The organism is Marinobacter nauticus (genome assembly GCF_003634635.1).
GTDB lineage: Bacteria > Pseudomonadota > Gammaproteobacteria > Pseudomonadales > Oleiphilaceae > Marinobacter > Marinobacter nauticus.
In genome coordinates this window covers 378,998-402,103 of the sequence record NZ_RBJB01000003.1, presented here as the reverse complement: position 1 = coordinate 402,103, position 23,106 = coordinate 378,998, and the positions used below count along the sequence as shown (strand labels likewise).

Sequence of the window (23,106 nt, the reverse complement as noted above, 5' to 3'; positions counted from 1 at the left end):
GTCAGACCGTGTGCATGTGCTCGTCGGCGATTTTCTGTGCTTCCTTCATGACCCAGGAAATGATCAGCACCACGAAGCCGCACAGAATGGAAAGCAGGTCGATCCCGGTGAAGGTCAGGCTGAGCACGCGCTCGCCGGGTGGGTTGTTGAACGACAGGATGACAGAGATCAGTCCGCTGTACAGGAAGGCCCCGGCGGCCCAGTAGAAGAAGACGTAGCCCAGCTTCTGATAGTGAGTGGCTGTTGCCAGAGTGAAAATTTCCTGGTTTTCGTAGTGCCTGAACAGGTGAATCAGTTGTTGCAGGGCATACATCAGAATCCCGCAGGGCAGCATGCTTGCCAGAAAAGCCAAAAACCGGGTTGTCATCGTGAGGGGCTCGCTAGCGAAGATCATCGGGTCGAGGTCGGTTTCGATGATGCCGGAGCGGAAGAGCGAGTCCATGCCGGTATTCACCGTTAGCCAGTAATAGAGAGTGAGCAGGGGGGCGAGAATGAAGAGTCCCTGCAGGACGCGCCGTACCCGGCGGCTGTACTTCTGGATGTTTTCCATGGCGGTTCTCCTTAACGTGTGGTCGAGGAGAAATATAGATACTCTCACCCGTTCATGCAATAAAAAATTACCGATAAACAATAAAAAAATATCGATTTAATATTTAATTTGCTCGGTGGTTAGCCCTGGCAGCGCCCCCGGAGTACATTGCGGCGCTATTGGTAACCAATCTCCTCGGCGAGCGGTTTTTTTGAGCTCAGGCGCTGCGAACGAACACCAGCAACTCGTTATTTGCGGGCATGGCATGGTCGTCGTGAAGCTGCAGGCCGACGTCTTGCGCGAGCTCTGACAGCGCCTCGATATCCCGTATGCCCATGTTGGAGGCTTTCGCTTTAAGTGACTGGTCGAATGTCCGGTTGCTGTCGCTGGTGAACTTGCCGTTATGCTTGAACGGCCCGTACAGGCAGAACGCCCCGTCTTTTTGAAGGCAGGCGCCGACGCCTTGAAACATCGTTTCAACTTCCTCCCAGGCCATGATGTGAGCGGTGTTTGCGGAGAATGCCCATCGACAGGCGGACACAGGCCATGGCATTTGGTTTACGTCCAGCTCAAGGATTGGGAGGACGTTGGGTAAGGCGGCCTGTTGCAGTCGGGCAACGGCCAGGTGCGCCGCTCTGGGGTGGTCGGTGGGCTGCCATTTCAGGTGTGGCAGAGCCGCAGCGAAGTGCTCGGCGTGCTGGCCGGTGCCGGTTCCTATTTCCAGGACGGTACCTGGTGCCGTAAAGACGTCACGCAGCTTTTCCAGAATGGGGGCTTTGTTGTTTTCGCAGGCCTGGGAGTAAGGCAATGGGGTGTTCATTTGAACTCTCCTTCTTCAGGGCGGCACATAGCATCTTGCGTGGTCGGCGATGACTGGTTTTACCAAAGTGTGGCATTCAAGGGTAAACTGCGGGACGTTTTATGTCTGACGAATCTCTGAAAAAGACCATAGGAAATCCAACATGCTAAAAGTGCGGACGCTGTCGCCTGTGCGATCGCCCATTAGTGCAGACAGCGAGCGTCGCGCTGCGGATACCCTGAAACAGATGGCGGAGGCTGGCTCCAATGCCGGCGGATTGGTCAATCTGTTAGCCGAAACCGACACCCTCACTAGCTTTGAATGGCCGTGGGCCAATGGCTACGGGACGCTTGAGCACGATAACCTGCCAGCGTTCTTCCAACCCTTCGCATGTTACTCGGTTGCGATGGATGACGTGTCTTTGCCTTTCGAAATCAGCGAGCTATTGGTCAACAATGGAGGTGCGATCGAGTGCTGTCGTTTGTACCTTTACGATGACACGGTCGCCTTGCTCCAGCTGGATGTGACCTTTGAAACCAGCGAATCTGGCCTTGGTGATCTGCTCCAAGGGCATAGCCTGGACGGCGCGCTTTCCAATCTGGCCAAACGGGTCTATGAGCACGCGGTATACCCGGCGTTTCACCAGTACGCACTTGGATTCCGCAAGAGCAGGCGATACAAAGCCTCTGGCGCGGTCTCATACCTTCGTGATCCGAAGAAGCTTACGGTGTTTCGGGATGTTTCGTTTGATTCGCCGGAAGCGCCAGACACCTATGTGCTGTGGACAGGCCGATACGTGGTGACGCCTCCGAGCACTCTGAATGGTCCGCTTGGAGACAGTCTGCGACTTTGGGCGTCATATACCGGATCAACGGAGGCTTTGTTGGAGGCCAGACAGTTTGTGGGCTCGGGCAACATCCTGGCGGTTGCGGACGATGTCGAGGCCCAGGCGGACAACTGGCTGCGCGGCCTGTCCGTCTGCCAGCTTTACAATGCCGTGTTGTCGATATACGGCGGTATCCTGAAGTCCAGTTATTCGGAGCTTAACGACTTTGCGGGCTCGCGACACCGTAGTAAAGATTTGCATCGGCTGATGGGCGACATTACGAAGACCTTGGACCATCTGGAATTCACTCGCCTTGAATTCAATGAGGCCATCATCGGGGTTCAGGCTGAGCGAGCCAAGGTGGTCAGAGCTGCGTATGCGGCCTGGAATCTCGGCGAGTTGATTGAGGGTTCCCTGGAGCGCACGAGCTTGATTCGCTCCAAGATCTCCCGCCTGCTGGAGGCACGAAAAAGCCAGCTCGATCGTTCGGTTGAATTGATTCTTGCCGGTATCGGTGGCGTTGCCGTTATTGATCTGTTTATTTCGTTGACGACGGCTTCCCGGAGCCTGGACCGTGATGATATTCCCGGAGTGCTGGATGTGTTTGAGTGGCTCCAGCCGGATGGTTCCATTGCGCTGTCGACGACCATTCTTGTTCTGATCTCGTTCTACATCTATCTCGCCAAGCGTTGATGAAAAGGAGTTTGCCATGTCGGGCAGTGAAAGAATTCGTTTTCTTGTAATTCTGTCAGCAGAACCAGGACAGATCCCTCGGGCGAGTGAGCAGATCGCCCGGGAGCTTTCCCGGAAGTTTGGCGGGGCGACGGTGATGGGAGGGGAGGATAGTTCCTGGCTCGCCGGTTACTGGGCTGAAGATGGCCATGCCTTCAAGGGCGAATACGATGGCGAGGTTCACAAGGAATCCGTGTTCGCCGTTATGCTGATGGTGCTACCGGAAGAGGAGGCCCGGGCCTTTGCTGAAATCCGGAATGCCGTGAGGCAAGCGGTGTCCGATTTTGGCCTGAACAGCCGCCACATTCATGTGGAGGTGAGTTCCGTGCGATCACGGCACTTTGATATTCAGCATCATGAGCCTGACTAAGTGTCTTCGAGCATGATCGCCCATGGCCACCTTCACGGCCAGGGCGTTCAACATCTCTGACCAAGGGCGGGGGCTACTCGGCCTCGACGGTTTCGTTCAGCAGTTCCGGCTTTTTCAGTGCCTTGGTGAACAATTCTTTTTCTTCCGCAATGGCCAGGGCGCACTGTTCTGCCAGCTCTTCAGACAGGCCGCCGACCTTACGTTGCAGGAAGGTGGTAATCTCTTCGGACAGTTCAAGAACCTTGTCTCGGGCATCGGCTTCTGCTTTGGACGAAAACAACATTTTGTCCGGGTTTTTCAGTGCCATGTCCAGTCCGTCCCTCTCGGAATAGTAGAGTGCTTTTACGCCCATGGTATGCCATCGCCTCCGGGGTAATGATGGTTGGTAAGACCGTTAATGAAATCGCAGCTTATCACGGATAGTGTATATTTATACAGTATTTTGCTGCGTCATCCTGTCCTCTTTTGCTGTTCCAGCGCCGGACCTAGCCCCCGTATGATGGATTGTCAGACATCAGCTCCGGAGTCCTGAAATGAACGCCAGAACAACCATAGCCGGTACTCAACCCACGCCGCCTCCCAAGACCAAGGCGCCCCTTCCCGAAGTCCGTCAGCCGGATTTTGATCTGGCGGAAGACGTGCCCAAGTACTGGTGGGATAGCGATCCGGCCAAAACGCTGTTGCTGGCGGCCCTGTCGGCGAGCTTTCCGCCCGGTGAGCGGTTTTTTATCGACTCCGTGCGCCATTACCAGAAAGAGATTACAGACCCGGAACTGAAGGCGGCGGTGCGAGCGTTCATCGGCCAGGAGGCGCACCACTCAAAAGAGCACGAGGCCCTGAACGGATACATGCAGGCGCGCGGCATCAACCTCAAACGCCTTGAGCGCGAGGTGCTGTGGCTGATGAATGTGCTGCGCAAGCGCCTGAGCCCGGAGCGCCAATTGGCCCATACGGTGGCGGTGGAGCATTTCACGGCACTGATGGCAGAGGAATTCCTCCTGAAATATGACGCTCTGGAAGAGATGGACCCGCGTATGGCCCCCATCTGGGCCTGGCACGCGATTGAGGAATCCGAGCACAAAGCGGTGGCGTTCGACGTGTATAAGACCATCGGAGGTAGCGAGTTTGTCCGACTGTCGGAGATGATGGTGGTGAGCGTGCTGTTTCCAGTCTCCAGCGGTATTCATCTGATTCAACTGATGAAAGAGGACGGCCAGTTGTTCAATCTGAAATCCTGGGCGAACGGTCTCAATTACATGTGGGGCAAGCCAGGTGTATTCCGCAAACTCCTGCCCTCTTACTTCAAGTACTACAGCCCCGGCTTTCATCCATGGAATCACGATGCCCGTGATCTGGTGGAGAAAGCCAAACGGAAGTGGCTCGCTCCGGTGATGAAAAAGGCCGCGTGACGCCTAACACATTTGCTACCATGTCGGACTTTTCACTGGGTTGAGGATCTAAGTCCGGCAAGATGAATGCGCCTTTCACGCTGCGGCCTTACCAACAGGAAGCGGTCGACGCCACGCTGAACCACTTCCGTAAATCGGATGAATCTGCGGTCATTGTGCTGCCGACCGGTGCCGGTAAGAGCCTGGTGATTGCCGAGCTGGCTCGCCTTGCGCGCCGAAAGATTCTGGTCCTGACCCATGTGAAGGAACTGGTGGAGCAGAATCACGCCAAGTATCAGAGTTATGGTTTGTCGGGGGGAATCTTTGCGGCCGGGCTAAAGCGCAAGGAGAACCACCATCAGGTGACGTTTGCCAGCGTGCAGTCGGTGGCGGCGAATCTGGACCAGTTCCGGGATGAATACTCGCTGGTTATTATCGATGAGTGCCACCGGGTGAGTGGCGAGGAAATCAGCCAGTACCAGCGGATCATTGAGCTTTTACGGCAGCAGAATGACTCCCTGAAGGTGCTTGGGCTCACCGCCACTCCCTACCGCCTGGCCATGGGATGGATCTATCGTTACCACTACCGGGGTTTTGTTCGTGGTTCTGATGACGAACAGGACAAGCCTTTCCGGCACTGCATCTACGAACTGCCCCTGAGCTACATGATCAACCGTGGCTATCTCACCCGGCCTGAATTGGTCAACGCCGCCGTGGCCCAATACGATTTCTCCACGCTGACGCAGGGCCGTTTTGGCGAATACGCCGAGAAAGACGTCAACCAGTTGTTGAGCAAACATCAGCGGGTGACACGTGCCATCATCGAACAGGTGATGGAGATGGCGGCCGAGCGCCAGGGGGTGATGATTTTCGCGGCGACAGTGCAGCACGCGCAGGAAATTGCCGGGTACTTGCCCGAGCAGGAAACCGCCCTGGTGACCGGCGCGACTGATCTGCGAGATCGCGACCAGCTGATCCAGCGCTTCAAACAACGGCAGTTGAAGTACCTGGTGAATGTGTCTGTGCTGACGACCGGGTTTGATGCCCCCCATGTGGACCTGATCGCCATCTTGCGGCCTACTCAGTCGGTAAGCCTGTATCAGCAGATTGTCGGCCGAGGCCTGCGGTTGGATGAGGGGAAACAGGATTGCCTGGTGATTGATTACGCCGGCAATCATGTCAATCTGCATCACCCGGAAGTTGGGGAGCCGAAGCCCAACCCTGACAGTGAACCGGTGCAGGTGTTCTGCCCGGGCTGCGGTTTTGCCAACATCTTCTGGGGCAAAACCGACAGCGACGGTCGTGTCGTTGAGCATTATGGCCGCCGGTGCCAGGGCCTGCTGGAATCCATAGAAGATGACGCTGGGCGGCCACAGCAATGCGACTACCGGTTCCGGTTCAAGGAATGCCCACATTGTGGTGGTGAGAACGACATCGCTGCCCGCAACTGCGGGCACTGCCACCAGGCGATTATCGACCCGGATGATCAACTGCGGGATGCCCTGAAGCTCAAGGATGCCATGGTCATCCGCTGTGCCGGCATTTCTCTGGCGGGAGAAGGCCAAAAACTTCGGATTGCCTACCACGGAGAAGACGGGGAGGAACTCCGGGAGTCTTTCGATTTCAGCAAGCCCGCCCAGCGCGCCGTGTTCAACAAGCTGTTTGGCCGACGGTTTGCCAATGGCCAGGCTCCGAAAGTCTTTGCCCGGGCAAATGAGGTGCTGGAGATGCAGGTGCTGTTACCCGTGCCGGATTTCGTGATTGCTTGCAAGCAGAAGCAATACTGGCAAGTGCAGGAGCGAATCTTCGATTATCGGGGGCAGTATCGTAAGGCCTATTGACGAGCTTTAGCTGTGTTCGTGAGATTTTCGCACCACGATTGTGCGAGATCTGGGGTAGAATGCTTGCTCACTAAATGGAAATCAGTTTCAGTAAGGAGTGCTGTTTTGTCGCCGATCTATCCTTGGGTGCGTGGTTGTTTAGCGGTGGGGTCGCTCTTGGCCGTTGTGGGTTGCGGTGGTTCGGGGTCGTCGAGTGACGCGCCTGTCAGTTCTCCCGAGCCGGTTTCCGGAACGCTTTCCCTGGACAATGCTGAGGCCATCAGTCGCCGGGCTGCGCAGGCTGCCCTTGAAACGCTCGCATTGAATCGCTTTGCGATCACCTATCAGGGGCTTCTGCCGGGGAGCTCGATTCAACTGGGCATCTGCGAACAAGGAAAGGTGAACCTTGAGAATGAGGTGGAATCGCCGGTCACCGATCTACAGGGCAACTCTCTCATGGGGTCGCGCTACCGTTTCGAGAACTGCAAGAAGCCTGATGGCTCCCTGTATCAAGGTGATTTGGGCGTGTACTGGAATCAGGCCTCGACGGCGTATGTGGTCGAGGTGGATGACTTCTCAGTTGCTGTTTCCGATGAGGCTGAGCCCCATGCCTACAGTGGAATTTATGTGCTCTCCCGGGTTGGCGATTCGGGCTACGAAAGTGAGTTCGTAAACTCGGAGCGAGGGCCTGGCGCGGAACAGCCCGTCTTCGAGCTTGATGCCGCTCTTTCATACGAAGATCCAGGCCTGAGAACCTTGCAGTGGCAAGGGTACCTTTCGGCCTCCGATCAGGGCCGTTTTGAACTGTCTCAGGAACAGGGCGGAGAGTTGCGGAGCATCATTTCAGACGGCAACAGTCGTCTCTACATCGACTTCATTGGTTTGGAAGGTCGCTTCCTCAAAGCGGAAATCGATCTCGGGGCGGACGGAGCATTGGATGCCACCTGGTCTATCGATCTGTATGAGCTGGATTTACAGGGAGCCCTCCTCCTGCTGAGGGAGGACGTTAAGGGATGAGGGTATTTACATCCTTGGTGATTGCCGGAGTACTTGCGCTGTCGGGTTGCACCAACGTGATCGGGGACGTTCCCCGTTCCATTCATCTATCCTCGTCTGCCGGGCAGGAGGCAGGGGAGCTGTTGTCGGTTGCCCGTGATTTCTTCAGCGGCTCGGGGTATCAGTGCCATACCGATCAGCCTGCGGACAGCCTGCGTTGCAGTCGACCACTCCGGGACCTGTACATTCATCAAACCACGGCAATGGTCCGCATTTATTCAGTCGATGAAGCCACCCCTGAGGTGACCCTGGTGACAACGCGCTGGGATGAAGGGCTGATTCCCAGCGAGTTTATCTCGGACGAATTCCACAACCCGGATGTCGAGGCGTTTTGTGAGTACGTGAAGGCGCAGGCTATGGGAGCGTGTCAAACCATCTCGAGCTAGGGTCTGCCGTTGTCAGGGGGCAGAACCGAAAACTAATGGCGGCAACAATCGGATGGAAACCATTGGCGAAGTCGGTTTTACTCATCGCGACGACCATGATTAAAAGGGTGATGAGATGTCCCGCTCCCCGGAACAGGATAGCGATTGGATGACAGGCGTCGGCGACTCTGCGGCAGGAGAGAGTGCACGGGTGGCCAGGCTGGTCAGGGTGGCACAGCACATCGAGATGCACGCCGATGAAGCACTCACGCTCTCGAGTCTGGCGGAGGTGGCCGCTCTGTCACCGTCCCGTTTACAGAAACAGTTCAAGGCGGCGTTTGGTGTCTCTCCAAAAGCCTATCAGGATGCCGTCCGTATGCGGCGCTTCAAGCAATCCCTGAAAGACGGGAGTAAAGTGACGGACGCGATATTCGCCTCCGGGTTTGGTTCGGTAAGTCGTGTCTACGGTGAAGCGAACCGTAGCATCGGTATGCCGCCCAGGACCTATCGGGCCGGTGGTGCGGGTGAAGTCATCGTCTATGCCGGCCGGACCACCGCACTGGGGCTGATGATGATGGCGGCCACGGATAGGGGTGTTTGTTTTGTGGAATTCGGTGACGATGAAGCGTCGCTGGTGGGCCGATTGAGATCAGAATTTCCTGAGGCCGAGCTGATCGCCTCACCAGCCCGGAACGCCCCGGAACTTGATGCCTGGATGGAGGCCCTGGATCAGCATATCAGTGTGGGAGCCCCACGGCCGGATTTGCCGTTGGATATGCGAGGCACCGCGTTTCAGGTAAAAGTCTGGCAGTTTCTGTTGAGTATCCGCGAGGGCGATGTCCTGAGCTACAGCGAGGTGGCCGCGAAGATCGACAAGCCCAGGGCGGTGCGGGCCGTGGCGTCGGCTTGTGGCAAGAATCGGATTGGCGTGCTGATTCCCTGCCATCGGGTACTGCGAGGCGATGGCGGCCTTGGCGGTTATCGCTGGGGTCTGGAGCGAAAGCAGGCGTTGTTGGATGCCGAGCGTATGCGCCGGAGCGATTAAGTGGGGACGTTGGGGTAAACTGGTCGTCCTGATAGAACCGTGACATAGATAAATAACAATAAAAGGTGAAAAACCGTGATGCTTCTGACGGGCTTCGGGCTTGGTTGCCTGCTGCCGCTTTTTGTAATTACCCTGAGGGACTTCCGACACTTGCTGGTAGGCCGGGTGTTTCTCCTGGTGACCCTCACCTCTGCCGCGTTTCTGATTGACCCGCTGATTCCCCGAGAGTGGCGCTGGATTACGTCTGATCTTCAAACCGCCTTACCAGGCCTGTTCTGGTTGCTGTGCCAGTTAATCTTTGCTCCGCGTCCGCGCCTGAAGTCCGCCTGGGGCGCTATGGCCCTATACAGTTTTATTGCCCCCGCGTTGGCCCGGCCCTTCGTGGTACCCGGGGAATCGCCCGCTGTGGCGGTGTTTTTCGGCTGGCGGTTAGGGCAGTTTTTTGAATACGTAGTGGTGCTGCATGGGCTCAGTTTTGTGGTGCGATACTGGCGAAATGATCTGGTTGAGACTCGTCGGAAGGCAAGGCTCGCTTTTCTGTTGATCATTGGCAGTGCCGTTGGTGTGGCGACAGTGAGTCTTAACTTCGGGATCTACCACGAATACATTCGCGGGATTATTACAGGGCTTGCCGCGTTCGCCGCGTTGATCTGCCTGGTGACTGCCCGCAGTGGGATCATGGAGCTGGTGGACCATGATCAACCGGCGAAAACGCGGTTTGACGTTGAGGTTCAGAGGCCGCCTGTTGAGGCACCGGACGGGCCTTCCGTGCAGCAGTCCCAGGATGCCGGGGCGCTTGGCCGGCTAATGGCCTCAGGCTTTTACCGAACCGAAAAACTGACCCTCAGGAAGCTGTCGGAAGCGACTGAAATACCGGAGTATCGACTGCGCAAGGTCATTAACCAGACACTCGGCTACCGTAATTTCAATGACTACATAAACCAGCTCAGGGTTGCCGATGCCGCAGAGCGATTGCAGAGTGAACCGGAAACGCCGGTTCTCAATATATCACTGGATGTCGGCTACCGAACCCTGAGTTCCTTCAACAGAGCCTTTCGGGACATTATGAGCACCACGCCGACAGAGTTTCGCCAGCAATTGGAGGGAACCGACAAATCCTGATTAAATCCTGCAATCTGTGTCATTTCAGGTTTTGCTCAGTCTCAGTTTTTTCTGCCTTCAGCCCCTGTCTCACAAGCCTTTGAAGAAATTGCACAGGCCTTGTGCTTTTCTGCATATCGGTTGTTCTCGCGTACCGGTTTGACCTTGCTTAATGTCAATTTGCACGCCGCCCCTCAGGGGAGCGCTTCAATAAAAACAACACGGTCAGCCGAGGATACGATGCGCCAGTCTCATACGTTCAAAAAACTACTCCTTATTACCGCCATGTCCGGGGGGCTTTTGCTTGCCGGCTGTGACGGCGACGATGGCAAAGACGGCAAGGATGGTGCCGACGGGCAGTCAGCCGGTGGCGAAGCCAGTTCTTCGCTCGCAGTTACCACGTCCGGGTTTGCGATCCCGGGCGATGCGATCCTGGTGGCTCCCGATGCCGTTGATGGGGATGACATTACGGAAGCCTTGTCGGTCGCCCTTTTTGATTTGCCTGAAGATGCTCTTGTGGTATTGCCAAAAGGACGATTTGTGGTGACCGAAAGCATCGTTGTGAACAGCGCAAGCGGGTTAACACTGACCGGGCATGGTATTCACGAAACCGTTCTCGATTTCAGCACCTCCAATGGTGATGACGCCTTTCGTTTCCAGGGCGGGAATGGCATTACCGTGCGTGATATGGCGGTGTACGAGGCACCCAAGAACGGCATCAAGGCCACTAACGTCAATGGCATTCACATGACGTACACCGCCACCGTATGGGAGGGCGAGCTTGAGGCTAACAATGGTGCCTATGGCTTATATCCGCTCAAGAGTCAGAATGTGTTGCTGGAGAACAACTATGCCTTCGGATCGGCGGATGCCGGAATCTATGTTGGCCAGTCTGAGAACATTGTTGTTCGCAATAACACGGCCAAGCAAAACGTGGCTGGTATCGAAATTGAGAATTCCACTATGGCCGACGTCTACAACAACATCGCGGTGGGCAATTCCGGTGGTATTCTGGTGTTTGACTTGCCGGGGCTGGATAAAGCCTTTGGCGGTAACGTCCGGATTTTCAATAATCACGCCTACAGCAACAACGCAGCTAATGTCGGGGCCGGCGTGGTCGGGCTGGTGCCGCCTGGTACTGGCGCTCTGATCCTCGCCACCAGCGATGTGGAGATGTACAACAATCAGCTTACGGACAACGCTACAACGGCCGTCGCCATTACCAGCTACTTGCTGGTGGATGATGATCTGGCCAACTACCCCGCCAACTACGGTGCCACCATGGGTGACGGCTGGAGCCCAACCCTCAAAAACGTGTACCTGCACAACAATACCATTGCCCGTAACGGCGATGACCCACAGGGAGCCCTGCTGCAACCCATCATTGATGGCTACGGCTCCAATATGAACAGCAAGGGCTCGCCCCAGACCTTCCCGGCCATCCTTTACGACGGTATTGGGGAACTGCTCTCCAACACCGGTGATTTGGCGGGATTCAATGCACTGGTTGGTCCGGACGCTCAGGCGGATGGCGTGAACTATGATCCGTATGGTGCTGGCGACCAGATCTGCGCCAACAGCAATATCAATGCTAACCCGGCCCCGGCTTACGATGAGGTCAACACCGGCCTGGTATACCCCGACGACCCTGCCGATGTGACGCAGGTGGATGGTGAGGGTAACCCGTTGCCGCATCTGTTGATTGATCAGATGGTCAACAATACCTACCTGAATTGTGTCCAGCCGAGACTGGCACCTGCCGTGGTGAATTTCCGCAACAACATCTACGGCTGTACCGGTGATGACCTGGCAGAAGCGGCTTGCGCGCTCTAAGCGCAACGCCGGATTCATGATCGCCCGCATCCATCAAGACAGGAAGGGGCCGCCAGAACAGCCTGGCGGCCCCTTCCGTGGCAAGAGAGCATTTCAGATGAGAAACAATAAGAACCCAATGATCGCGGCGCTGATGGCGTCAATGTTGATGGCCGCCTGTGGTGGCGGCGGCTCGTCTTCAGACGATGGCGACAGCCCCGCCAGTACCGCCCTGAATGCAGGCGCCGGTGCACCGTCCGGTGCAAAGGGGAGTTGCGATGCGCAAACCCGAGGTGTGAACTGGGATGCGCTGATGACCGAAGTGTGCCCGAATCTTTCCGACTACAAACTGTTTACCGATGCCAGTGACCCGACAGCGGGACCAACCCGGGGAGGGGTGCCCTACGATCTTTCTACGGCGTTATTCTCGGACTACACCACCAAGTATCGGTTTGTGTTTGTGCCTGAGGGCAAAACCGTCAGCTTTGACGAATCTGAAGCTCTGGATTTCCCGGTCGGCACTGTGATTACCAAAACCTTTGCCTTACCGGCCAACACCGCGATGCGAGATGGCGACGAACTGGTGATCGAGACCCGGTTGCTGATCCACCGGACCGACGGCTGGATGGCGTTGCCTTATTATTGGTCCTCAGAGACCGATGCCACCCTGGCCATTGCGGGTAAGCGGCTGACGGATCTGTCCACCATCAACAATCAGGGGCAGACGCTGACGTTCGATTATGCGGTGCCCAAAGCTGCGGACTGTACGTCTTGCCATTCCATTGTGCCGAACCTGACAGGCCCGGACGATCAACGAGAGCAGATTTTCCTTCCCATTGGTCCCAAGGCCCGCTATCTGAACAAGGACTTCACCTATCCGGATGGCACGGTGTACAACCAGCTTCAGTACTGGGCGGAAGGCGAGTTACTGTCTGGACTACCTGCGGATTTCAACAGCGTAGAGAAGGCTGCGGTATTCAATGATGAGACGAATGTGGCGTCGCTCAGTGACAGCGAGCTGAATGACAAGGCCCGAGCCTATCTGGACATCAACTGTGCTCATTGCCATCGTGCTGATCTTACCTTGCCTGAGGGCTACGCCGGTGCGGCCGGCAGCAGTGGTGTTCAGCTCGAGTACAATCGCCGTTATGCGGATGCACCTGGCAAATTTGGTGTCTGTAAAGATCCGGTAGCGGGAGGGAAAGACGGCTATCCCTATGACGTTATCCCTGGCAATGCCGATGAATCGTATCTGCAGTTCCGCATCGAAACCACGGATAGCCGACACAAGATGCCTGAGCTTGGCCGGAGTACGGTTCACCAGGAGGGGGCTCTGCTGATTCGCAGCTGGATCAATCAGTTGCCTCTGGCGAGTTGCTCCCCGGTGCCTTAGAAAAATGGTGGAGCATGAGCGCCGGGGGACTGGTATTGCACACTCCCCCGGCAATTATTTCCTGTTTCAGATACACTGTTGCTTTGATATTGGCGAACAGGCCGATATCCAATCGGGGAAATCTCATGAGCAAGAAAGTCGTCAAAGTTGTTTTAACGTCTGCAGAGATTGAAGAGCAGACGGCTGCCTTTTTAAAGTCCGGTGGGCGCGTTGAGTATGTGGCTAAAGGTAAGAGTTCGCAGTTGACCTCGGCTGGCCCGAAGCAGATTAATCTGAAGAGTAATTAAGAGATTTTTAAAAAAGGTAGCCTCGGCTGCCTTTTTGTTTATGTGCCACTCATATCAATCGAACCACACCATAAAATATCGTAACCACTGGCCGGCAGCAGGCAAGCTACACTCTTCTGAATCATGGATCTGATATGAGGCATAGCTGCGGTTATGAGTCACAACGAGGAAAGCCCGGGTGTCGGGTCGGGTTCTGGCGAACAGGACTCAACCACGGCCCTGATTGAAGCCATCAATATCCGCAGCATGTCGTTGATTGTGCTGACCAGCATCGCCTCCCTGTATTTTATCGACTGGGCCCAGCCTGTTCTGCTGCCGCTTGTGGTCGCAGTTTTGATCAGTTACGCCCTGGATCCGCTGGTGGCAACACTGGATCGGATTCACATACCCCGTCCATTGGGTGCAGCTCTGGTTCTTTGCGCACTGATAGCGATTCTGGCGGCGGCAAGTGTGCCACTCAAGCAGGAAGCCATGGCCATGCTGGACAAGATTCCCCAGGCCATCAAGGAGCTTCAGCGTGAAGATGCGTCTGCGTCCGAGGATGAAGAAAGCATCATGGAAAAAGCCCAGATTGCCGCCAAGCAGATTGAGGAAACCGCCGAGAAAAGCCAGGAGGAACCGGCTGTTCAGGCCGGCGTGACACCCGTGCGGCTGGTGGACGAGCCGATGGACGTTCGTGATTACGTGATCCGCAACTCGCCGGCCACATTAGTGCTGATTTCCCAGATGTTTTCTGTGCTTTTACTGGTGTTTTTCCTGCTTTCCGTCGGCAAGCTATATCGGCGCAAGATCGTTAGAATATCCGGTCCGTCGTTCCGGCGTATGCGCAAGGCGGCACGAATTATGAACGAGCTGCATCACCAGGTACGCCGGTTCCTTTTTGTCATGGTCATCAGTGCGCTTTTTGTCGGCATTCTCACCTGGCTGGCATTCCTGCTATTAGGAGTTGAGCAAGCGGCGCTGTGGGGCGTGGTGGCTGGTATTGCCAGTGGTGTGCCGTATCTGGGGCCTTTCCTGGTCCTGGTCGGCTCTGGGGTGGCCGCATTCCTGCAGTTCGGCGAGCTCAATACTGCCGTGATTGTTGCGCTTACATCGCTGGTCATCACCAGTATTCAGGGGAATCTGCTGATGCCGTGGCTGACGAGTTACGTCTCCAGTTTGAATGCCGTCGCCATTTTTATCGGGTTGTTGTTCTGGGGTTGGTTGTGGGGGCCAGTGGGCTTGATTGTGGCTACGCCCATTCTCATGATCGCAAAGTCCGTGTGCGATCATGTGGTGAACTTTCGTCCGGTAGGGGAGCTGTTGGGTAAATGATTCGGGTGTGACCACAGCTTCAATCCTTGATGACTTCTCGCTCGAATCGGCCAAGCACGACCACGATAATCAGTGAAAGCACCGTCACCATGCTGGCAAGGGCCAGGGTGCCAAGGCCGCAGGCTACGCCAATGGCGCCGGATACCCAGATGGAGGCTCCCGTGGTAATGCCCTGAACATTGCCGCGGCTCTGGATGATACTGCCGGCGCCCAGAAAGCCAATGCCGCCAATCACGCCTTCGACAATGCGTGTGGGGTCTATTCGGGCGGAAGGGTCGCCTTCCGCCGTGGCGAGCAAAATGTGCATGCCCATCATGATGAATGCGGATGCCCCCACGGAGACGAGCATGTGCGATCGCAGTCCCGCTGGCTTCCCTCGTAGTTCACGTTCAAGCCCAAGCACCAGTGCCAGGCCAGCCGCCATAAGCAGTCGAATGACCATGTCCATTAAGGGGATTTCGCTTTCCAGCACAGATCTTCTCCTGGTCTTTCAGTTTTGTTTGTATCTGCTCACGCAGATTAGCAGGTAAGGCCGGGATCGTCCTTTTATGAGGTTACTGCCGACACGGTTCCGTGCCATATTGGCAATTCCATATCCTCGGGATCTTCGTTGGGGCCACCGGTCCGGCTCTTGAATGAGCCTTCCTCAATCGGTATCCGGAACAGCGCGGTTGCCCGGCGCTCCTTCTGGTTCGGTGCCCGTACCTGCTCCCAACGTCCTGGCTCAATCTGGTTGATGATGGCCCGGAATGCGGCGTCGAATTCTGCAGAGTCTTCCACGAGCTGTGCGCAGCCGAACAACACCAGAGATTCGTAGTTGGCGCTGTGGTGGTACGCAGACTTGGTCAAAACCCATTCATTGGTGACGGCAAACGAGATGCAAAGGAGTTGGCCCGAGCCGAGGCGTTTTGACAACCGGCCTCCATTAAGAGTGTGAACGTACAGGTGGTCATCCATTCGCCAGGCGGTAATCGGGATGATGCGGGGCTCGCCGTCCTCCACAAAGCCCAGGTGCGCGGTTTTGAGTCGGTCAATCAGCGTATAGGCAACCTGGCGGTCCACCGAGGCTCTTTTGGTGGCCCGCCTCACGGTGCTCCTTGGGCAGGACGTGAGAGGTGAGGCTTGTTGAGTATTTGGCTGATTCATTCGGTGGTCCTCAAGGCTGTGGATTGGACAGTTGCGTTCTATTTCACGTCACTTCTGATACCCTCAAAAGACCCAGATTGTGTTTTTTTATAGGACCAGTGGTTGTGATTGATGATATTCGGTTTGATGCTGACCAATCTCTGCAGCTTCAGCTCTATCGACAGTTGGCTGATCGGATTCTGGCTCAACGCTATCCTCCGGGATACCGGTTGCCGTCCAGTCGCCAAATGGCGGAGGATCTTGGCGTCAGCCGGAACACAGTGAATGCGGTCTACGATCAGTTGAAAGCAGAAGGCTTCCTTCAGAGCCATGCAGGTAGGGGAGTATTCGTTCACGAGGATATCGGGTCGGCTATCGAACCGGCTGGGAAAAAATTGAAAATACCCTCCGGCGGGAGTTTCCGACTGCCTTCACTGCCAGACAGGGTGCGTGGGACTCCCCGCAGAGCGGAAGATGCCTGCTTGCCATTTCAGCCCGGCCTGCCGGATCTGGACGCCTTTCCCGTCAACGCCTGGAACCGCGTGCTGCACCATCAGGAAAGCCGGCGGGGGCTTCGCGGTTATGACAGCACTCAGGGCTACCTGCCGCTGCGGACGGCCATTGCGAACTACCTCCGAACGTCGCGTGGCGTGCGTTGCCATGCCGATCAGATTGTGATCACCAATGGTGCGCAGCAGGCCTTGTCGTTGCTGGCGGATGTGTTTCTGAGTCCCGGCGATCGTGTCCTATGCGAGAATCCGGGCTATCGAGGTGCCCGCAATGCGTTGGGGCGCCTTGGCAATCCGTTGGTGCCCATTCCCCTGAAAAATCAGGTTCTTGATGTGACCGCGTTGCCACATCTGGGCTCCGCCAGGTTGCTGTTCTGCACCCCCACCCATCAATATCCCATGGGGGGAATTCTGGACCTCTCCCAACGGATGGCCCTGGTGCAGTGGGCTCGGCAGAACGATTGCTGGATAGTGGAAGACGACTATGACAGCGAATTTCATTTCTTCAACAAGCCGTTTGCGGCGGTGCAGGGTATGTTCGACAATGCGCCGGTACTGTACGTGGGAAGTTTCAGCAAAACGCTGCTGCCGGCATTAAGAGTGGGATATGTCGTTCTTCCGGAGGAAGTAGTGGAGCCGGTGCTCTGGGCCAAACAGGTCGGTGGTGGCGAAACGCCCTTGCTGATTCAGGCCACTATTGCCGAGTTTATGGAGAGTGGCCAGTTCGTTCGACACGTTCGCCGGATGCGTCAGTTGTATCGGGACAAGTGGCAGTACTTCCAGGACGCGGTGCAGAGGAAACTCGGGGATCTGGTGCACCCTGTGGCCGAGAGTGCGGGTATGCATCTGGTGCTTGAAGGCCGGTTTGATGACTCAGCCTTGAGTGGATGGCTGAGGAAACAAGGCTTTGGCAGCACGCCCTTGAGTGCGCACTACATCGGAGATACCGCATCATCCGGTCTGGTCATGGGGTTTGCCAGTGCCAGTGAGCGGGAAATGGAGGATTGCGTCAGCATCCTCAGAAGCGCGTTAACCTGAATGTAACCGCAGCTTGTAATTGACTCAAAATCCGTCGGAATAGCAAAGGGAAGCAGCATGACAACACCATCCGAGGCGAGACAGCGCGCCATTCTGAATCGTCTTGACCGGTTCAGTCGTCTGATGGACAGCAGCATCGGCCTTCCATTTACCAGGTTCCGGATTGGCATAGAGGCCATCATCGGGCTGTTACCGGTGGTTGGTGATATGGCTGGCCTGATCCTGTCGGGCTATGTGCTGGTAGAAGCGCAACGCGCGGGCGCCAGCAAGGCTGTGAAGTTAAGAATGTTCAGAAATATGGTCATCGATTTTCTGGGTGGCCTGTTGCCGGTGGTGGGGGATGCCTTTGATGCCGTGTATAAGGCGAATACTCGCAATACCAGACTGCTGAGAAACTATCTTGAGAAGGAATTGGCGATTGAACCACCGCCACCGCCGTTCCCCTGGGGAACGCTGATTGGGTTGTCGATTCTGTTTGCAGTGATAACCGGTGGTTTGTCGCTCATTCTTTGATCACCCGAACTGACTATGGATAGAGCATGATGCTGGACGCACTTCAGGCCAATGGCCTTATGCAGATACTACTACTGACATTGATGGCCGGTCTTGCAATGCCTGTGGGCGCAGCACTGGCATCGGTGGAGCGTATTCACCCGCGCTGGCTGGAAACCGAGGTGCGGCACAGTGTGATCGCGTTTGGCGGTGGCGCGCTGCTGGCGGCTGTTGCGCTGGTACTGGTGCCAGAAGGGACGGCTAACTTGTCCATGGTGGGCATCGTTGTCTGTTTTGCCGGAGGCGGTATCAGCTTTATGCTTCTGGATCGATGGCTGGCTGCCAACGGCACACCGGCGAGCCAGTTGGTGGCCATGCTTTTGGATTTTGTACCGGAAGCCATGGCCCTCGGCGCCACTTTCTCGGTGTCCAGTGAGGGCGGAATTCTGCTGGCCGGCATCATTGCGTTGCAGAATATTCCCGAGGGCTTTAACTCCTATCGGGAACTGGTGGATGCGACCCATTATCGAGGATTGAAGATTGTGGGTGCCCTGGCGCTGATGGCGTTGCTTGGGCCGGTGGCCGGTGCCCTTGGCTACTTTCTGCTGTCGGATGCCCCGAGTGTGGTATCCGGCATCATGCTGTTTGCGGCAGGCGGTATTCTCTACATCATTTTCCAGGACATAGCGCCTCAGGTACGCCTGAAAAAACACTGGGCGCCACCATTGGGGGCGCTTGCGGGCTTCCTGCTTGGGGTGATGGGAGAGGTGGCGTTATCCGGATAGGGGACGTTCCGGCGTAGTTTGGCTATCATTCTGCCCTTTATGCGTTGTTTACTTTTTATTTTCCCAGAACAGGAGACTAACCGTGGCGGATACATCACTTAAGGAGAAACTTTCCAGCGCAGTCAAGGACGCAATGCGGAGCAAGGACAAAGATCGCCTGGTGACGCTACGTATGGCTCAGGCTGCGGTGAAGCAGATTGAGGTCGACGAGCGCCGGGAACTCACTGATGACGATGTTCTGAAGGTGCTGGACAAGATGTTGAAACAGCGCCGGGACGCCGCTGCACAATATGATGACGCAGGCCGGGGCGAACTGGCAGACAAAGAGCGCTCGGAGATGGTGATCATCGAGGAGTTTATGCCTGCCGCGCTGTCTGAGGACGATCTGGATGCGCTTATCCGCGAAACCATTAACGCGACGGGAGCCTCCGGTATGCAGGACATGGGAAACGTGATGAATGAACTCAAGCCTCAGGTGCTCGGCCGGGTGGATATGGGGCATCTGAGCAAGAAAGTTCGAGCTGCGCTGGCGGGTTAAGCCAGCGCTGGGACCACGGCCTGGTCAGGCGAAGTCGTAGTCTCCACCTTTCTCCAGTGCTCTCTGGTACGCGGGGCGCGCATGCACCCGCGCTACCCAGGCCTTGATGTTTGGCCTGTCGTTACCAACGATGCCCCTGGCGACGGATGCCTCCAGAGGAAAGCTCATCTGAATATCCGCCGCACTCAGCTGTTCCCCAAGAAACCAGGTGTTTTTGGCCAGTTGTGACTCCACGAAGTCCAGGTGGGTCTTGATCATCGGGCCGATAAAAATCTGGTTGGTTTTGTCCGAAATTCCTTTGGCGATCGGCTTGATAAAGAACGGCATTGGGCTGGTCTTCACCTTTTCAAACACCAGGCGCATGACCAGCGGTGGCATCAGTGAGCCCTCGGCATAGTGCATCCAGTAGGTGTAATCCAGCCACTGTTGGCCTCCGGCTTCGGGCAGCATGGTGTCTTTACCATAAGTGTGCGCCAGATATTCGATGATGGCACCGGATTCGGCAACCACCAGATCTCCGTCGGTGATGATCGGGGACTTTCCGAGGGGGTGCACTTTCTTGAGACTGGCTGGAGCCAGCATGGTTTCAGGGTCGCGCTCATAGCGCTGGATCTCGTAGGGTACGCCCAGTTCTTCCAGCATCCAGAGAATGCGTTGTGAACGTGAATTATTGAGGTGGTGAACTGTGATCATTCGGAAGCTCCGTTCCCGTTTTATAAGTGGTCAGGGTAGTACAGTAGGCTGAAAAAGGCTGATTGGTTCACTCGAAATGTAGTATTCCGCTGTTACCTATCCCTGTTGAAAGTGGCGCATGATGGATATGCATTGTTGATCAAACAGGGAGGAATGAACATGTCGAATAAAAAACTGTTGCTGCTGGCCGGCGATTTCACCGAAGACTACGAGACCATGGTGCCGTTCCAGGCACTGACCATGCTGGGCTACGAAGTACACGCGGTTTGCCCGGAAAAGAAATCCGGCGACAGCGTGAAAACCGCCATCCATGATTTCGAAGGTGACCAGACTTACACCGAAAAGCCGGGTCATAACTTCGCGCTCAATTACGATTTCGATAAGGTTCAGGTTGATGACTATGCTGGGCTGGTGATTCCCGGTGGTCGGGGCCCGGAGTACCTGCGCCTGAATGAGCGGGTGATTGAGATCGTGCAGGCGTTCAACAACGCGGGCAAACCCATTGCGTCGGTTTGTCATGGCGCCCAGATCCTGGCCGCCGCCGGAGTGCTGGAGGGGCGCGAGTGCAGTGCCTATCCTGCCTGTGGGCCCGATGTGAAAATGGCGGGTGGTCGTTACATGGACATTCCGGTGGATCAGGCACACGTTCAGGGCAACCTGGTGACGGCTCCGGCCTGGCCTGCCCATCCGGCATGGCTGTCAGCGTTTGCTAAACTGCTTGGTGCTGAGATCTCGATCTAGTCTTAACCCGGCAGCCTCCAGCGGAGGCTGCCGTTATCACAGGAGACCGACTCCATGTGTGAACTCTATGTGAAAGCCGACCCGATCCTGTTTGAAAGTCGGTCTCGTTCTCTCCGTATCCGGGGGGTGGTAACAACGCTTCGGCTTGAGAACCAGTTCTGGGATATTCTCCGGGAGATTGCCGAAGTGGACGGCATGACCACCAATCAGCTCATCACCAAACTCCACGAAGAGGTGATGGAACTGAGAGGTGAAGTAGAGAACTTCGCCTCCTTTCTCCGTGTAAGCTGCACACGCTATCTGGCGCAGCGCGAAGCCCGTCCCGTTCCCCTGATAACGGCTCATTCATCGGGTAAGGCCCAGTCCCGGGTCGCGTCGGTCCCTTGAATTATCCGCCGTCCGGGCGCAGCTAGTAGGGTAGGTTCATTTCACACAACAGACAGGGGAGGCACCCTATGCATGTATTCATTGCCGGAGCCAACGGGCAGATCGGGCGTTTTCTATTACAGGAAATCGCGGATAGCGAGCATGAGGCACGAGCACTGGTTCGCCACGCAGACCAGGGGCCGGAGTTGCAGAAGCTCGGCGCCACGGAAACGGTGATTGGCGACCTGGAGCAGGATTGCAGCGAATCGATGCGGGGCTGTGACGCCGTTATCTTTACTGCCGGGTCCGGCCCCCATACTGGTCCGGACAAGACAGTAGATGTGGATCAGGATGGCGCGATTCGCCTCGTGGATACCGCCAAGGCCATGGGCATCAAACGTTTCATCATGGTCAGCAGTATGCGAGCTGAAGAGCCCGAAAAAGGCCCTGAAAAGCTTCAGCATTACCTGCGTGCCAAGCGTAATGCCGATGAACACCTGAAAAGCAGTGGTCTGAATTACACCATTGTGCGCCCTGGCCGACTTACCAATGACGATGGCAACGGTAAGGTGTCGGTCAGCGAGCGACTGGACGCGTTCGGAGAGATTCCTCGCCAGGACGTTGCCCGGGTTCTGTTGGCTGTGCTGGATTCTGACAATACCGGCAATTGCGTTTTTGATGTAGTGTCTGGAGATGTGCCGGTGCGTGATGCGCTGGCGAACCTGTAAGCCGCATCCGCCGGCATGATCAACAAGAGAGCCGCAATGAGCGATAACCCGTTAGCCTCGATTCTGGAAATGGATGGCGAAGAACGCTACGACTATTTTCTGGACGCTGTGGTGGAAGAGCGCGAGCTCTGGATACTGGTCAATGGCGATAACCAGTTTCTCAAAATTGTCTCGGAGGAAGATGGCGTCGGGTATCTCCCGGTGTGGCCCGCTGAGGACTTTGCAGCAGATTATGCAGGGCCTTCGGGTGACCTGAGCCCCAAAGCGATTTCATTGCCGGACTTCTTCAAAAAGTGGGTGCCCGGGTTAAGCCGTGACGGGCTTGAGGTGGGTGTTTTTCCGGGCGCCGACAGTGAGCTATGGATAACGCAGCCGGAAGAGCTGAAGCAGGATCTTCAGGAAGTGTTGTCGGGATCTTTCTGATCCCGGCTACACCAGAAAATTCCCCCTCTCTGATACGGTCAGTTCCACTTCTTCGCTTCGATCCTTCAGGGCGACCCCTGAGGTGCCCAGTCGCCTGGCTTCCTTAAGAAGGTAGATCACTTTCTCGCTCGCCTGTTCCACCCCCAGTCCGGCAGGGCGGATATTGGATACGCAGTTGCGGCGGGCATCTGGCAGCCCCGGCTCGGGGTGATGAGTAAGGTAGACGCCGAGGCCGTCGGGTGAGCTGAGCCCCGGTCGCTCACCGATCAGTACCACCACTTGTTGTGTCTGGAGCACCTGACCTATGTGGTCGCCAATCGCTACGCGCCCCTGTTCTACCAGCAGGGGTGTTGCAACCCGCCACTCAGGGCAGTCATGGGCCAGTTTCTGGAGGAAGCTGCGCATGAACGCCGGGGCGTTTTGCTGCACGGCTCTGGCTGACAGTCCGTCGGCGATCACTATGGCCAGATCAGGGGGCTCAGCAGAGCCTGTTTTCGACGATTGTAGACGGCTGCTGGATGATTCGCTCAGAACACGCCCCAGATCCGGCCTTTGCAGGTAGCAGGCCCGGTCTGGTGCCTGGCTCTGAAGTTGAATCGTTGGGCCCAGGGCCGACATCTCGGGTATCTGCTGGAATTCGACGATCAACTGCTCAATATCCAGTGGATGGTGCACGGCATCCCTGGCGCGGGCATGGGCCAGCTGAAACTCAAGAAGCTCTGCTGTGGGGAGGCTGACGCCCGCCCTGCCAAGGCCGATGCGGGCTGGGGTGTACTGGCGCAGACCTCGCCAGGGGTTGTGAACGACGGTCGGGAACTTTGAGTCGGTCAT

At 56.3% G+C, this 23,106-nt stretch carries 27 protein-coding genes; 20 read left to right on the top strand and 7 right to left on the bottom strand.

All coding sequences use genetic code 11. From position 1 onward, the window contains the following. Window position 1: 1 nt before the first annotated feature. Together C7436_RS07760 and C7436_RS07755 are read right to left on the bottom strand one after the other, a co-directional pair. Window positions 2-550: a DUF2975 domain-containing protein gene (locus C7436_RS07760; protein ID WP_121207313.1), complete on the bottom strand. Its 549-nt coding sequence runs from the start codon at window positions 548-550 to the stop codon at window positions 2-4. A 196-nt stretch (window positions 551-746) separates the two neighbouring features. Continuing rightward, a complete protein-coding gene (locus C7436_RS07755; protein ID WP_121207311.1) occupies window positions 747-1,349 on the bottom strand; it encodes a DUF938 domain-containing protein in 603 nt (200 codons plus the stop codon). A 142-nt stretch (window positions 1,350-1,491) separates the two neighbouring features. On the opposite strand from C7436_RS07755, the gene C7436_RS07750 reads away from it, so the two are divergent. Both C7436_RS07750 and C7436_RS07745 read left to right on the top strand, forming a co-directional pair. Further along, window positions 1,492-2,847: a hypothetical protein gene (locus tag C7436_RS07750; RefSeq protein ID WP_147423434.1), complete on the top strand. Its 1,356-nt coding sequence runs from the start codon at window positions 1,492-1,494 to the stop codon at window positions 2,845-2,847. Between the two features lie 16 nt (window positions 2,848-2,863). Beyond that, the gene (locus tag C7436_RS07745) at window positions 2,864-3,256 is read left to right on the top strand and encodes a hypothetical protein (protein WP_121207308.1); all 393 of its coding nucleotides are present in this window, start codon (window positions 2,864-2,866) and stop codon (window positions 3,254-3,256) included. Between the two features lie 73 nt (window positions 3,257-3,329). On the opposite strand, the gene C7436_RS07740 is transcribed toward C7436_RS07745, so the two are convergent. Further along, window positions 3,330-3,608, bottom strand: a complete 279-nt coding sequence (locus C7436_RS07740; protein WP_022992826.1) for a YebG family protein — start codon at window positions 3,606-3,608, stop codon at window positions 3,330-3,332. Window positions 3,609-3,789: 181 nt separating this feature from the next. Here C7436_RS07740 and C7436_RS07735 point away from each other — a divergent pair, with 181 nt between their 5' ends. The 10 genes from C7436_RS07735 (at window position 3,790) to C7436_RS07695 (ending at window position 14,837) form a co-directional block, all read left to right on the top strand. After that, window positions 3,790-4,665, top strand: coding sequence for a metal-dependent hydrolase (locus tag C7436_RS07735; RefSeq protein WP_121207306.1), 876 nt, complete (start codon window positions 3,790-3,792; stop codon window positions 4,663-4,665). Window positions 4,666-4,727: 62 nt separating this feature from the next. Next, window positions 4,728-6,485, top strand: coding sequence for a DEAD/DEAH box helicase (locus C7436_RS07730; protein ID WP_121207304.1), 1,758 nt, complete (start codon window positions 4,728-4,730; stop codon window positions 6,483-6,485). Window positions 6,486-6,590: 105 nt separating this feature from the next. Next, entirely contained in the window at window positions 6,591-7,481 is an 891-nt protein-coding gene (locus tag C7436_RS07725; protein WP_147423433.1) for a hypothetical protein, read from the top strand. Further along, window positions 7,478-7,906 (top strand): hypothetical protein, encoded by a 429-nt coding sequence (locus tag C7436_RS07720; protein ID WP_121207301.1) that lies wholly within the window; start codon window positions 7,478-7,480, stop codon window positions 7,904-7,906. The genes C7436_RS07725 and C7436_RS07720 overlap by 4 nt, the downstream gene beginning before the upstream one ends. A 115-nt stretch (window positions 7,907-8,021) precedes the next feature. Then, window positions 8,022-8,930 (top strand): methylated-DNA--[protein]-cysteine S-methyltransferase, encoded by a 909-nt coding sequence (locus C7436_RS07715; RefSeq protein ID WP_121207299.1) that lies wholly within the window; start codon window positions 8,022-8,024, stop codon window positions 8,928-8,930. 78 nt (window positions 8,931-9,008) lie between these two features. After that, window positions 9,009-10,052 (top strand): AraC family transcriptional regulator, encoded by a 1,044-nt coding sequence (locus C7436_RS07710; RefSeq protein WP_170155426.1) that lies wholly within the window; start codon window positions 9,009-9,011, stop codon window positions 10,050-10,052. A gap of 219 nt (window positions 10,053-10,271) precedes the next feature. Continuing rightward, window positions 10,272-11,864 (top strand): parallel beta-helix domain-containing protein, encoded by a 1,593-nt coding sequence (locus C7436_RS07705; protein ID WP_121207296.1) that lies wholly within the window; start codon window positions 10,272-10,274, stop codon window positions 11,862-11,864. Window positions 11,865-11,961: 97 nt separating this feature from the next. Beyond that, window positions 11,962-13,236 (top strand): SO2930 family diheme c-type cytochrome, encoded by a 1,275-nt coding sequence (locus C7436_RS07700; RefSeq protein ID WP_121207899.1) that lies wholly within the window; start codon window positions 11,962-11,964, stop codon window positions 13,234-13,236. Window positions 13,237-13,361: 125 nt separating this feature from the next. After that, on the top strand, window positions 13,362-13,523 hold the full coding sequence (locus tag C7436_RS18820; RefSeq protein ID WP_022992820.1) for a hypothetical protein: 162 nt from the start codon (window positions 13,362-13,364) through the stop codon (window positions 13,521-13,523). A gap of 153 nt (window positions 13,524-13,676) precedes the next feature. Next, window positions 13,677-14,837 carry an AI-2E family transporter gene (locus tag C7436_RS07695; protein WP_014422323.1) on the top strand — a complete coding sequence of 387 codons (1,161 nt, stop codon included), beginning with the start codon at window positions 13,677-13,679 and terminating at the stop codon, window positions 14,835-14,837. Between the two features lie 19 nt (window positions 14,838-14,856). On the opposite strand, the gene C7436_RS07690 is transcribed toward C7436_RS07695, so the two are convergent. Continuing rightward, window positions 14,857-15,309, bottom strand: a complete 453-nt coding sequence (locus C7436_RS07690) for an MgtC/SapB family protein (protein ID WP_011786395.1) — start codon at window positions 15,307-15,309, stop codon at window positions 14,857-14,859. 74 nt (window positions 15,310-15,383) lie between these two features. Then, on the bottom strand, window positions 15,384-15,899 hold the full coding sequence (locus tag C7436_RS07685; RefSeq protein WP_227499539.1) for a pyridoxamine 5'-phosphate oxidase family protein: 516 nt from the start codon (window positions 15,897-15,899) through the stop codon (window positions 15,384-15,386). A 188-nt stretch (window positions 15,900-16,087) separates the two neighbouring features. On the opposite strand from C7436_RS07685, the gene pdxR reads away from it, so the two are divergent. The 4 genes from pdxR to C7436_RS07665 all read left to right on the top strand — a co-directional run bounded on the left by pdxR (window position 16,088) and on the right by C7436_RS07665 (window position 19,324). Continuing rightward, window positions 16,088-17,509 carry a MocR-like pyridoxine biosynthesis transcription factor PdxR gene (pdxR, locus tag C7436_RS07680; protein WP_031211335.1) on the top strand — a complete coding sequence of 474 codons (1,422 nt, stop codon included), beginning with the start codon at window positions 16,088-16,090 and terminating at the stop codon, window positions 17,507-17,509. A gap of 57 nt (window positions 17,510-17,566) precedes the next feature. Further along, window positions 17,567-18,022 (top strand): DUF4112 domain-containing protein, encoded by a 456-nt coding sequence (locus C7436_RS07675; protein ID WP_023011204.1) that lies wholly within the window; start codon window positions 17,567-17,569, stop codon window positions 18,020-18,022. A 26-nt stretch (window positions 18,023-18,048) separates the two neighbouring features. Then, a complete protein-coding gene (locus C7436_RS07670; protein ID WP_121207295.1) occupies window positions 18,049-18,786 on the top strand; it encodes a ZIP family metal transporter in 738 nt (245 codons plus the stop codon). Window positions 18,787-18,868: 82 nt separating this feature from the next. Then, the gene (locus C7436_RS07665; RefSeq protein WP_011786390.1) at window positions 18,869-19,324 is read left to right on the top strand and encodes a GatB/YqeY domain-containing protein; all 456 of its coding nucleotides are present in this window, start codon (window positions 18,869-18,871) and stop codon (window positions 19,322-19,324) included. Window positions 19,325-19,348: 24 nt separating this feature from the next. On the opposite strand, the gene C7436_RS07660 is transcribed toward C7436_RS07665, so the two are convergent. Next, the gene (locus tag C7436_RS07660) at window positions 19,349-20,017 is read right to left on the bottom strand and encodes a glutathione S-transferase (RefSeq protein ID WP_014422318.1); all 669 of its coding nucleotides are present in this window, start codon (window positions 20,015-20,017) and stop codon (window positions 19,349-19,351) included. A gap of 159 nt (window positions 20,018-20,176) precedes the next feature. Here C7436_RS07660 and C7436_RS07655 point away from each other — a divergent pair, with 159 nt between their 5' ends. From C7436_RS07655 to C7436_RS07640, 4 genes are all read left to right on the top strand, one after another. Continuing rightward, window positions 20,177-20,758 (top strand): DJ-1/PfpI family protein, encoded by a 582-nt coding sequence (locus C7436_RS07655; protein ID WP_014422317.1) that lies wholly within the window; start codon window positions 20,177-20,179, stop codon window positions 20,756-20,758. Between the two features lie 54 nt (window positions 20,759-20,812). Further along, complete coding sequence (locus tag C7436_RS07650) at window positions 20,813-21,145, top strand: ribbon-helix-helix domain-containing protein (protein ID WP_011786387.1); 333 nt, start codon at window positions 20,813-20,815, stop codon at window positions 21,143-21,145. A 68-nt stretch (window positions 21,146-21,213) separates the two neighbouring features. Continuing rightward, window positions 21,214-21,852, top strand: coding sequence for an SDR family oxidoreductase (locus tag C7436_RS07645; RefSeq protein WP_121207293.1), 639 nt, complete (start codon window positions 21,214-21,216; stop codon window positions 21,850-21,852). Between the two features lie 36 nt (window positions 21,853-21,888). Next, on the top strand, window positions 21,889-22,275 hold the full coding sequence (locus C7436_RS07640) for a DUF2750 domain-containing protein (protein ID WP_023009191.1): 387 nt from the start codon (window positions 21,889-21,891) through the stop codon (window positions 22,273-22,275). A 6-nt stretch (window positions 22,276-22,281) separates the two neighbouring features. Here C7436_RS07640 and eutC read toward each other — a convergent pair whose 3' ends face one another. Next, a complete protein-coding gene (gene eutC / locus C7436_RS07635) occupies window positions 22,282-23,106 on the bottom strand; it encodes an ethanolamine ammonia-lyase subunit EutC (protein WP_121207291.1) in 825 nt (274 codons plus the stop codon).